Below are 12,830 nucleotides of genomic sequence, written 5' to 3'. Positions count from 1 at the left end.
TTTAAAGTTAAATTTTGGAATCAATCTTTTTTAGAAACAACAAATAGTAATCAAGATGCTAGCGCAGACAATAAAAAATATGTCACATTTACTAATAAAAATTAAGTGATGGTGAAAATAATTGTATAAAGAAACAAAAAAAATTATTTTATGTTATTTCATTATTTTTTTAATAGTAGATATGTTGAATATATTTAATATTCCAATCACATATTCAGCAGAAAATATGCCTCCTAAAACTCAAAAAATAACTACAAAAATCGAGTCATATCCTACTACGGCAACGCCGGGTGTTTACTGGTATCAATTAGATGATGGAACTTTTAATGCTAATCATTCGGATGGCAAAGTGACAAATTCTGCTATGATGGGAACTTGTCAAATACCCTATCCGGCAAATAAACAAATTCCTGATAATATAAATTTTTCAAAATGGCCTGCAAAAAAATGGGTAGAATATAAAGGTATTTCTATTCCTCTTAATGGCGTAGATGCAAATTCAGTAGAGTTGAAAAGCTTATCTTATACACGTACAGAAAGTTATTCGTATACAGGACAACCGAAAGTCACAAATTCTACTAATGCTGATATCGTAACTACTACTGGTGGTGAACATATAATAACTGATAGTCATGAATTTATGAAGAGAGCAAATGGTTGTCCAAAAATGAATATTATGTATGAAACTCCAATCGATATTATTTGGCAGGCTGAAGTTTCTGAAGAAAAAGAAATTGATGTTACACCGGATGCTAAAATCGAAGTAGGAGACACTCAGCAAATGGAGGCAAAGATTCGTACGAAGCCTTATGGAAGCCAAACTTGGACCGATTATGTTTCAGTCACTTCTAGAACAGACGAACTGAAATGGTGGTCTTCGGATGAGTCGATTGCTACAGTCAATCCGACAACTGGGTTGGTGACTGCTGTTAGTGAAGGCAAAGTGACGATTCGAGCGATATGGAAAAAAGAAGAGTATTTGATCTCCGATACAGCAGAGGTTATTGTTGGAGAGGGCGGAGCAAGAATTGCGATAGATTTGCCAAATGAAATATGTACGACTGATACATCACCCATACAAGCAGAAGCTACATTAACCAAGATGGATGAAACTACATATAGCTTGCAATCCCATCCTTCATTATCATGGGCAAGTTCAGACTCAAGTATTGCGACGATAGGTAAAAATGGTGTACTCACACCTACGGGAACTATTGGAAGTACAGAGATTACAGCGCATTTTGTAGATACCGAACAAGCTTTAGACGTACAAGATACGTTTACGGTGCATGTGGTCGATTGTAACGGGTCAGAAGAACCTGATGCAGGCGTAATGTGTACTATACCTGCTGTCAGTAATACGTTGCATCCTGCTTATATAGACCCGACACCTACTGGCGTGATCAAAGCAGACAAACGAGATCAGGAAACATTTGATGTCGCTCAAGGGATTCCCACTTCTGAAGATTTATATGGGAATGTTCTATCTCGTGAATATTTATATGATGCGACATTTACACAAATGACGGGAACATGTGATTTTAAAGTACCGGTTACCAAAGTCTATCATCGTAAATGGGATGCAGGAAAATATAAAGAACGAAGCAATGGAAATCGGTATTGGGATTCCGATTGGAAAAGCAATGATAAAAAAGTAACTAAAAATTATACGATTACCCGACCTTATTCATATTGGACGATTCCATCATTAGCGATGTACCAATTGTCGCAAGCGGAACTTGCAAATTATGCGTTACCTAACGGGAAAATTACTCTCACACCAAATGGATATCGTCCACCGTCCTATCAGGCAGAATATACAGGAGGGTTTACAAAGCCAGAATCGGTTAAAGCAGATGCCCCTTCTTCTTCACTTAATGGAGGACGGCAAAAGTCAGCACCTTCGGTACCTACAGAAGATTTAAACCGATTTGCAGAAAAAGAAGTTCCTGATATTCAAGTGCATAATGATAAGCTTATTGTTGTAGGACAATTGATTATGGATGCTCAAGAAAAAACAGTGTCTACACCAACACCGACCAGTATGCCTATCCCTACCATGATCGGACGTAATGTTCTTTATAAAAGTGGAAATCGAATTGAAAAAACAAAAGTGAATCGGAAAGATACTCAAAGTACAGGAACCGTTTTTTACACCATAATGGAAGGTGGTAAAGGAAACTATACTCCTATTCAAAAGCCGATCCAAGGTATCAATACGGTGACTGTACATACACCTGTCGTCAACTATTCATTGGTAGCGGACGATCAATCACATAATCAGAAAACAATCCCGGATCTATATCGTTCTGCGCTTATATTAGATCGTCCTTTCTCTGTTCGGATTCCAACGAGTGGACAGCATACAAATTATCCGGGCTATGGGAATCGAGATTATGCGAAATATATGCGTACCAAACAAGTACAGTTTCCTTTTGATGTATATAACAACGAACAGACCACATTTATTCCCAAACATACATGGATAGATATACCGATAAATCAATTGGATACATCTTTCTTTTTGCCGGTATGGGTAGATGAAGGCAAGTATGATATTTTATTTCGTACCATTGCTGAAAATGCACCGGCTACTTTTACAGTTCAACATAACGCTAATGTGACTCTAGACAATCATGTCGCTGTAGAAAATGTTCCTGTTGATGTGATTGGACGCGTCTACGATTTTCATATTACCGATATTGCTGATTATAACTGGCAGATTGTATTTGCACCGTGGAAGAACTTAGACATTCCTCAGTCAGCTTCTTATTGGGTTGGTGATAAAGGAATAGATGGTGAAACGCGAGGAACTACGGCTCCTTATATGCTGCCTGTTCGTCAAGGAAGTCATCCGATTTATCGCAACTTAGCGGTCAAAACCGGTTATCATTTCAAATTCGATCTCAAAACCAAAGGCAATATGTTTGGAGCACAGGATAGTATTCGAATTACACCTTCATTCAGTTATGTTTCTCGTCAGGGTGGAAAGCCGTTTCCAGTCGATTTATATTATTCGAATGCGAGTAAAAACTTTATTCAAATAGGATCGGCGCAAGACCAAGTACAACGGTATACGATTTTGAATGATCCTTTGCGAAAAGTACCTGCTGAAGAACTCCAAAATACGGCTCTTTATATGTATGATCGATTATTACAACAACCAAATGAACCAATTAGTAGCTCGGAGTCTAATGGATCAATCGTAGACCAACAACAATCCAATCATTTCTGGACAGCCCTGATCGAAAGAGTAGCCGAATCCATCTGGGTTAATCAAACGGGAATCTCGTGGGAAATTACAGCTGAACAGATCCAAGCAATCACACAAAAATTAAGCCATAGTAACAATAATACAGATACACCCGCTTCATTTACACAACATACGACGAAGTCATTACCTGCTAATTCAGAAGAAGCAATTGCAATGTTTGCAGATGCTAGTGCTAAGCGCAAAGTCAATATAGGCAAGTTCACTCAATTGTTACTGACTCAGCCTTTACGTACATTGATAGGGCCACAGCAACATCTACCTGAAGGCAATAATACGATGCGTTCATTAGCAGCTGTGCAGAAATGGTACGGTGAATATAGTCTGCCTGCTGATGTATATGTCGTTAAGCAAGGAACTCGTTTGCAAGATGTAACAGGGTCAACGTCTACCAATCGTTCCAACAATCCATCTTTAACAACAGAGTCTAAGCATTCATCTATATCTGCGATAAATACTCCAAAAGGGTTGGATGATCATTCTTCTATTTTTCTAAGTGATGGCTATATCGTTGTTAATTTTAATATCGAAACGATTCAGAATGGAGATCTGGAACATCCACATCTTCAGTACATTCATGCGCCACTTATGAATCAATGGCAACTGGAAGGATTTCAAAAGCAATTTAATGATCCATGGGGATTTACATTTGAGCTTCAAGATGGTGATGTGATATTTTATCATGCGAATAAAGGAAGTAAAGATGACTTCCAATCTTCGGTGACGCATTAATACCATGTATCTCCAATCAAACCTCTATATGAATAATATAAAATGGATATACAAAAAGTCTGTATTCTTTATGTCAAAGATACAGACTTTTTTGTGTTTATTTATATGGGTATTTATTTAAGTCGGTATTTACGAAGAAATAGATATAGCCGACTCGATAAATAATTCTTCAGCGGTTTTGATCAGTAACTGCACAGCAAGTGAAGCATTTGGTAATGAAGGAATAGCGATGCCTATTTGGCTTGTGATCCGTGGTGTAACTTCTCGAACATCTAGTTGATGGGGGTGCATAGATAAGGCTAGATTGGATACAATACCGATGCCTAGCCCCTGACGTACCATATTAATTAATGCACTCACATTATGAGTAGTAAATGTAATATTAAGCTCACAATTTTCGTTGTCAAAAGCTTCAATAATCGCTGTTTCGTGTCCACCTTTGCACAAAATCATATCTTCTTTATGAAGATGTTGAATCGTAATATGAGCTTGTTGTTGTAACGGATGGCTAGCAGGTAAAAGAAGCACCATATCATTTTCACATAACGGAATCACATCTAATTCGGGTGCAGGCAGAAGAACAATACCGACTTCGATTTTGCGATTGTATACCCATTCTTTTACATCGTTTGCAGAGCCTTCATGAAGATCGAAGACCAGGTTAGGATAATTTTGTTTGATTTTTTGAATAATAGGCGGTAAAAAATAAGCAGATGCTGATGGAAAAGCACCTACACAGATTGTACCGACATCAAGCCCTTTGACAGCAGCTACCTGTTGTTGTACTTTTTCCATGCTGTGTAAAATAGTACGGAATTGCATCAAAACTTGCTCACCGATCTCTGTCAGCAAAACTCCTTTTTTGCGATCACGTACTAGCAATAGAGTATCTAATTCATTTTCAATACTGGCTATAGCATGGCTCACCGCAGGTTGGGTCATATGCAAATCATGAGCAGCTTGAGTAAAGCTTAATGTCTCAGCAACACGTACAAAGGTCATAATCTGAGTAATGGTCATAACAATATCGTTATCTCCTTTATGCAAAACATTCATTTTCTTTATAAGTGATAACAGTATAACCTAAAGAAGCACAAATTTAAAACAGTGTAAACGCAGTAGATGAAAGGATGAATAATATGAAGACATTATCCCCTAAAACAACATTATGGTTGGTGATTTTCCTTGTTACGATCTGGGGAATCAACTGGCCTTTAACCAAATTAGTATTACCTGATGTGCCACCTCTTTTATTTTCAGGACTGCGGACTTTAATAGGAGGTCTAATTTTATTAGGATTTGCTTTAAAACATATTGAACGATTGCAATGGAAACGGAATATGAAAATCTATGCAGTGCTCGCTATTCTGAATATTATCGGATATTACGGACTACAGACGATAGGGATTGGCTATTTGCCAGCAGGTTTATTTTCAACGATAGTATTTTTACAACCGATTTTACTTGGATTGTTTTCATGGTTATGGTTAGGTGAAAAAATGAATACGATGAAAGTGGTTGGATTGGTACTTGGGTTTGCCGGTGTGGCTGTGATTAGTTCTGGCGGAATCGAAGGCAACTTATCGGTAACAGGTATCGTTTTGGCTCTGGCATCGTCATTATGTTGGGCGCTAGGTACGATTTATATGAAGAAAAATAATCAGCAATTGGATTCTTTGTGGACAGTGACCATGCAATTGTTAATCGGTGGAGTTGTGCTGATGATTCTTGGATCATCTACCGAACGTTGGAGTGATATTCAGTGGACGCCTTCTTTTATCGAAGTGTTATTATTTATTTCCCTTTTTGTTATTGCTGGTGGTTGGATGGTGTATTTCAAACTAATCGACAGTGGAGAAGTGAGTACCGTAGGAACATATACCTTTTTAATTCCGGTACTCTCTAATATCTTTAGTATCTGGATATTGAATGAGTCGATCACTTTACCTTTATTGATCGGTCTGGTTATGATTGCTTGTAGTATAGCGTTTGTAAATTGGAAAAAGGCAGTTAAGCCTCCATTGATCGTACAAGTTCCTGTAGATAAAAAGTAACTGCATGCATAATTAAAATATATAGAGAAAATATAAAAGCAAATATAAAAAGACTATTTCTATTAAAGAGCTAGTCTTTTTTTTGTGATCAGATTGTGTTCTAGAATTTGTATCCTTTTAGAGGTATCTTTTATAATATAGTAGTAAGTTCTATAGAATATTTATGTAGGATTTAATTTTGATTATTATTTTATATTTTATAGAGCTTCATGAAATCAAAAGGAGGCAGACCTTGTTATCATCCAAAGTTGAACAATACTTCAAAGAACAAAATGGCTGGTATGAAGAAGCTTCGTCTGACTATGTAGGTGCTTTGGAACAGTTAAATATTCCGCTAGACTCAGACTTTGCTCAATTTTATTTGCATGCTGAGACAGGGCCTACGTTTTATAGTAGACATCGTGAACTTTACCATATTGCTTGGTTTGTACTGTATTCGAATTATGATTTAAGTGTACATAGTGCCCGCACGACGTTGCAATTACCAGAAGAATATCTTCCACTGGATGCTTTTGTCGGTGAAGGTGGATACTTTTATAATCGGCAGACGGGACAAGTGTTAGAATTGAGTCTTGGTCAACCGTTACAAGACTTTTGGGCAGGGAAATTACAACCACAGTGGGAAAATTTCAATTCATTTTTAGAATGGTTTTTTGAACTGGATCATTCTGCTCACTCTTCCTCCTAAATCAGTCGCTAAGATCATCATGATCTGGCGGCTTTTTTAAGCTTTCCTTTACCTTCCTTTAAGCTGAATTTATAACATTTACGTTATAGTAAAAAGGATTTTGGGAAAAGCGGGAGGGAACGAGGTATGCTGCAAGTCCAGCAAGTAAGTAAATGGTTTGATCAGCGTCGCAGTGTAGATGGAATAGATTTTGAGATGAAGCGTGGTGAAATTGTTGGTTTTCTCGGCCCCAATGGAGCGGGTAAAACAACAACTATGCGGATGATTACAGGATATTTAACCCCTTCTACGGGACAGATATGGGTAGATGGACTACCGATGCATGAACAATCCAGACAAGCCCGTAGTAAAATCGGCTATTTGCCAGAGACACCGCCACTTTATCCCGATATGACCGTGCGTTCGTATTTACGTTTTGTGGCGGATCTACGTGATGTGTCGGTACGAGAACAGAAGTTAAGGATAAGTGAAATGGTGGATCGGCTTGGACTACAAGGAAGAGAACGACAGGTAATCCGTTCTTTATCTAAAGGATATAAGCAACGTCTAGGATTAGCAGGTGCGATTATTCACCAACCGGAATTATTGATTCTAGATGAACCAACATCTGGGCTTGATCCGAATCAGATTATGGAAATTCGTCAATTGATTCGAGAATTAGGCGAACAACATACCGTGTTGTTGAGCACTCATATTTTGCCAGAAGTCAGTATGCTCTGTAACCGAATGTTGATTATCCATGAAGGCAAATTAGTACTGGATCGAGCAGCTGATCATATTGGTGATTCATTGCACGAGAATTTCCAGATTCAATTGGAAGTGAAGTCTAAGCCTGCGATCGTACGATCAGTACTGGAACATTTAGTCTTTGCACATATGGAATTTCAGTATTCAGATACCAATGAACAACAAGAACAATTGATTACGATCCAATTAACTGGAGTCGATCAGGAAGATTTTAGAGAATCACTTTCTTTATTATTAGCCGAAGCACGAATACCTGTATTAGAAATGCGTAAAGAAGGTCACAGTTTAGAAGATCTATTTGCCAAATTAACAACAGATTCGATATCGAGTAAAGAAACCAATGTATCATCTGTGGACGTTACAGATACTCCTGAGACAAAGGGGGATACATCCAAGTGAGACGCATGTGGGCGATCTGTTCTAAAGAATTACAGCTGTATTTTTTAAATCCAACGACTTATTTTGCAATTGCCGTCTATGTATTGCTATCTAGTTATATGTTTTATGTTAGTTTTGTCGGTTATCAGCCAAGTATATTGGATTACCGTTTGATTTTGGGCAATACGATTTTTATGTTATTGATTATTATTCCGCTGTTAACGATGCGTTTGATATCTGAAGAATTTAGACAGGGAACCGATGAACTTCTGCTCACTTCGCCTGTCACAGTAACAGAGATTGTGGTGGGTAAATACTTAGCTTCGCTTGGTTTATTAGTAGTATTGATTGCATGTAATCTGGTGTATCCGATGACGATGTCTTTTTTCGGTACGATGAATATGCCAATGTTATTGTTATCTTTATTGGCGGTATTTTTACTCGGTGCCGCAATGATGGCGATAGGGCTATTTGCTTCTAGTCTGTCTCAACACCAGATGGTATCGGCAGTGATCGCATTTGTACTCTTACTGGGACTATGGATTATTGATTCTTTTACAATGAATTCAGATATTGCACAGAAATGGTTAGAACCTTTTTCAATATCGAGTCGAATCGATAATTTAATTAAAGGCGTACTGCATGGACCTGATATTCTGTTCTATCTTACGTTATCTCTATTGTTCCTCGTGCTGAGTATACAAGTCGTGGAACGGAAAAGGTGGAGGTGATCAATATGAAAAAATGGATACAAGGTACAAATGCAGTTGTCTTTTCAGTAGCAGTGATCGGGATTTTTATTATTGTGACACTATTTCTAAATTCGATTGGCACTTTTCAAGTCGATCTAACCAAAAATAAACAATATACGTTATCCGATCAGACGATAACAACATTGCAAGGATTAGACCAGAATGTCGAAGCACTGGTCTTTCTTAACTCGCAAGATGCTGAAGTCTATACCCGTGAAGTGACAGATTTATTAGCAGAATACCATAAAGTGAACAGCAAGTTGCAAGTCAAAACGTATGATCTGCTGACCAATCCAACACTTGCCAAGCAATACGGAGTGACTGAAAGTGCAGTGGTGCTCAAAAAAGGAGATAGTACCAAAATCGTTCCGGTATATGATATGTTTGCTGATGGGGCAGGAGCAAGTGATATGAGTGCAGAAAGCGCAGAAGCCAGTACTTCTTATCAATTTAGTGGTGAAGAGAAGTTAACTTCAGGTCTGTTATCTCTATCTTCATCTACAACACACAAAGCATATCTGCTCAACGGGCATAATGAATTTGCAACCACTGATATCAGTACACTGGTGAATCATTTAAAAGAAGAAAATATTACGGTGAGCGATCTGTCTTTACTACAAGAAGGCGCTATTCCGAAAGACGCAAGTCTACTTATGATTGTAGGCCCGCAAAATGATTTGAGTGATGGGGAAACCAAGCTCATTAAGCAGTACTTGAGTAATGGAGGCAAGTTATTCTTATCTCTTGGATTTAATGAAAAAATGAGTAGTAGTTGGAAGAACTTGGACTCATTAATGAGCATGTATGGGGTTAAAGATACTCATACTGTAGCTGTAGAACCTAAAGACACGACCTTATATGATCCACTGACGATTATTCCAGACTATGGACAACATGAGATTACATCCAAATTAGCAGCAAGCAAGCTGTATACGATGATGTCTCTGTCAGTTGGTTTGCAATTAGAAGCGGTACAAAGATGGACAACAACACCGTTACTGACTTCTTCGAGTAATAGTTATGGAGAAACCAATCTGTCAGGCTTATTAGAATCCAAAACAGAACGAGATCCGAAAGATTTACCCGGCCCTTTCGATCTGGGATTTGCTGTCGCTGATAGCAAAGGTGCACCCAAAGCAGTGATTTTAGGTGGATCTACTTTTATGATGGATCAGGAAATTGTTCAGCAAGCAAATTTAGATTTTGCACTGAATAGTATTAATGATCTGTTAGGTAATACGAGTAAAATCACGATTCGACCTCAAGTACAAGAACAATACCAGACTGCGAATTTATCATTATCTCAAGCGAAAATGATTTTCGTCGGAACGGTGATTGTATTTCCTTTACTCTTTGTCATTATAGGGATTGTACTATGGTGGAGACGACGGAGAGGATAGAAAGGAGTCTTGCAGATCGTGCAATTTCGTCAATGGATACCGACTATAAGTATGGTTATCATTTTACTGGTAGGTGGAGTATATGCGTATTCACAGAACTTTTTTCAAAAAGATCAGACAACTCCTGTAGAAGCCCAATGGATTTCGTTTACACCTGATACTGTGCAGAAGATCCAAATCAAACCTTTACCTGAACATCAGGAAGCGACTACACCGTCGGGATCTTCAACACCGATTGTGCTTGAAAAAAATAAGGATCAATGGCAAATGAGTCTACCTGCTAGCTACCCTACCAATTCATATATGATTGCAGATTGGTTAACCACATTACAAGCTGCGACAGTGCACAATATTGTAGAAGAAGCACCAACCGATGTAACCAAATACGGGATAGATCCACAGCAACCTAATATGGTATTAACCACATCGACAGGGCAACAAGATAGACTGTATATTGGGAGCAAATTACCAACCGATGGATATTATTATGCACGCTTAAATGAAGGAGCAATTATCCAATTAGCACAGCAGACCGTTACGGATTTGTCAGCTACTGTTTTTGGATTTGTTGATACAACGCCAATCGGTTGGAATGATAAAGATATGACAGCTTTGAGTTGGACAGATTCCAAAGATCAGAGCCATTGGACAGTACATCATCAAGCCAATCTAGAAGATCCATCGCAAGATCGTTGGACTTTTAATGGTCATTCTATTACTGCTGAACAAGCATCCAATTTGACAGATAGTATCAAAAATATACCAACTGATCAATTGCCACAACCTGCTTCTAAACAATCATCGCAATCGTCTGTATTCACTTTGAAAGTGACTCGAACAGAGCAAGGGCATACGGTTGTAGATACGTATCAAGGATTTCAAAATGCCGATGATCCTACATCAATTTGGGTGACCGATCCTACTCATATGTGGGCGTATCGTCTACCGTCAGAATCGATCCATCAAGTGATACAGTCGGCACAAGCGCTCTCTAAATGATAGGCTTATCTGTTATCAATGATCGTTGTCTAATTATCAGTTATCCACAGCCAATAAAGTGAAAATTCACAACCAACACCTTTTATTGAGTAGATTGCATACTTGGTAAAAGGTGTTTTTTGAGTTCGATATCTATCTATATTGATTTTATTTGATAAAAAAGAAGTCAAATCGATAAAATGATTGACTACAAACAGTTTTGAGAATAATATTTAACTATAAATTAATCAAAACATAATCAAAAAGTGATAAATGAATCAAAATATAACAATGATACAACTATTGTGATGATCTATTGAAGTGTATTCAATTAGAGGAGGAACAAAAATGACAGAAGCGCTACAAGTAGAAAAGCTAAAAAATTATATCAATGGGGAATGGGTCGAAAGTAAAACAACCGTCTATGAAGATGTCTACAATCCAGCGACCAAAGAAGTTATTGCAAGAGTCCCCCTGTCTACTAAAGAAGATATTGATTATGCTGTTGAAGTAGCCCACCAAGCTTTTCAATCCTGGCAAAAAGTAGCTGTTCCTCGTCGTGCACGCATTCTGTTTAACTTCCAACAATTATTGTCTACTCATAAAGAAGAATTAGCTCGTCTGATCACTTTAGAAAATGGGAAAAATTTGACCGAAGCATTAGGTGAAGTAGGTCGTGGTATCGAAAATGTAGAGTTTGCCGCGGGTGCGCCTACATTGATGATGGGCGATTCACTGGCTTCTATTGCAACAGATGTAGAAGCGGTAAATTATCGGTACCCGATAGGCGTAGTTGGTGGGATTGCTCCATTTAACTTTCCTATGATGGTGCCTTGTTGGATGTTCCCGATGGCGATTGCTTTAGGCAATACATTTATTCTCAAACCTTCTGAACGTACACCGTTATTAACTAGACGTCTGGTTGAATTATTTACTGAAGCAGGATTGCCTAAAGGCGTATTCAATATCGTATACGGAGCGCATGACGTGGTGAATGGTATTCTGGATCATCCTTCGGTACAAGCGATCTCATTTGTTGGTTCGAAGCCTGTAGGAGAATATGTATTTAAGCGTGGAAGTAATAATCTCAAAAGAGTACAGGCATTAACAGGAGCCAAAAATCATACCATTGTACTGAACGATGCTGATTTAGAAGACACGGTGACCAATGTGATCGCTTCTGCTTTCGGTTCAGCAGGTGAACGGTGTATGGCATGTGCTGTTGTCGCTGTTGAAGAAGGCATCGCAGATGCTTTTATCACCCGTTTGAAAGAGCGAGCAGGCGAGATCAAAATCGGAAATGGTCTTGATGACGGTGTATTTCTAGGTCCGGTGATTCGAGAAGAAAATCAGAAACGCACTATAAGCTACATCGAAAAAGGGATTAGCGAAGGCGCAACGTTGGTCTACGATGGTCGTGAACACATTTCAGAAGAAGGCTATTTTATCGGACCAACTATTTTTGAAAATGTCACAACAGATATGACGATCTGGAAAGATGAAATTTTTGCGCCTGTCTTATCGGTTATTCGTGTGAAGCATTTGAAAGAAGCAGTCGAGACGGCTAATCGCTCGGAATTTGCTAATGGAGCTTGTATTTTTACATCCAATGCTTCAGCGATTCGTTATTTCCGTGAAAATATAGATGCCGGGATGTTAGGCGTGAACTTAGGTGTACCTGCACCGATGGCATTCTTTCCATTTTCCGGTTGGAAATCTTCCTTTTTCGGTACGCTACATGCTAATGGAAAAGACAGTGTAGACTTTTATACGCACAAAAAAGTAGTCACTGCTCGTTATGTTACGCCTACGTTTGAATAAGGAGGGTTC

9 protein-coding genes are annotated in these 12,830 nt (G+C 38.4%); 8 read left to right on the top strand and 1 reads right to left on the bottom strand.

Translation table 11 applies throughout. The features are described 5' to 3' along the window. Nucleotides 1-226 precede the first annotated feature (226 nt). Nucleotides 227-4,003 (top strand): DUF5704 domain-containing protein, encoded by a 3,777-nt coding sequence (locus PTI45_RS00430; protein WP_175425092.1) that lies wholly within the window; start codon nt 227-229, stop codon nt 4,001-4,003. A gap of 129 nt (nt 4,004-4,132) precedes the next feature. Here the strand turns inward: PTI45_RS00430 and PTI45_RS00425 are convergent, their stop codons facing one another. Next, on the bottom strand, nt 4,133-5,023 hold the full coding sequence (locus PTI45_RS00425; protein WP_069325571.1) for a LysR family transcriptional regulator: 891 nt from the start codon (nt 5,021-5,023) through the stop codon (nt 4,133-4,135). 119 nt (nt 5,024-5,142) lie between these two features. On the opposite strand from PTI45_RS00425, the gene PTI45_RS00420 reads away from it, so the two are divergent. The 7 genes from PTI45_RS00420 (at nt 5,143) to iolA (ending at nt 12,821) form a co-directional block, all read left to right on the top strand. Next, nucleotides 5,143-6,057 (top strand): DMT family transporter, encoded by a 915-nt coding sequence (locus PTI45_RS00420; protein WP_069325570.1) that lies wholly within the window; start codon nt 5,143-5,145, stop codon nt 6,055-6,057. A 232-nt stretch (nt 6,058-6,289) separates the two neighbouring features. Then, nucleotides 6,290-6,745, top strand: coding sequence for a hypothetical protein (locus PTI45_RS00415; RefSeq protein ID WP_069325569.1), 456 nt, complete (start codon nt 6,290-6,292; stop codon nt 6,743-6,745). A 126-nt stretch (nt 6,746-6,871) separates the two neighbouring features. After that, complete coding sequence (locus PTI45_RS00410; RefSeq protein WP_069325568.1) at nt 6,872-7,891, top strand: ABC transporter ATP-binding protein; 1,020 nt, start codon at nt 6,872-6,874, stop codon at nt 7,889-7,891. After that, complete coding sequence (locus PTI45_RS00405; protein ID WP_069325567.1) at nt 7,888-8,601, top strand: ABC transporter permease; 714 nt, start codon at nt 7,888-7,890, stop codon at nt 8,599-8,601. Before PTI45_RS00410 ends, PTI45_RS00405 begins: the two co-directional genes overlap by 4 nt. A 5-nt stretch (nt 8,602-8,606) precedes the next feature. After that, a complete protein-coding gene (locus PTI45_RS00400) occupies nt 8,607-10,022 on the top strand; it encodes a GldG family protein (RefSeq protein ID WP_069325566.1) in 1,416 nt (471 codons plus the stop codon). Between the two features lie 18 nt (nt 10,023-10,040). Next, nucleotides 10,041-11,021 carry a DUF4340 domain-containing protein gene (locus PTI45_RS00395; protein WP_069325565.1) on the top strand — a complete coding sequence of 327 codons (981 nt, stop codon included), beginning with the start codon at nt 10,041-10,043 and terminating at the stop codon, nt 11,019-11,021. 327 nt (nt 11,022-11,348) lie between these two features. After that, nucleotides 11,349-12,821, top strand: coding sequence for a methylmalonate-semialdehyde dehydrogenase (gene iolA, locus PTI45_RS00390; protein ID WP_069325564.1), 1,473 nt, complete (start codon nt 11,349-11,351; stop codon nt 12,819-12,821). Nucleotides 12,822-12,830 lie beyond the last annotated feature (9 nt).

This window comes from Paenibacillus nuruki (genome assembly GCF_001721045.1).
GTDB lineage: Bacteria > Bacillota > Bacilli > Paenibacillales > Paenibacillaceae > Saccharibacillus > Saccharibacillus nuruki.
Note: the sequence above shows the minus strand (reverse complement) of the source record. Positions and strands in the feature narration are given on the sequence as shown.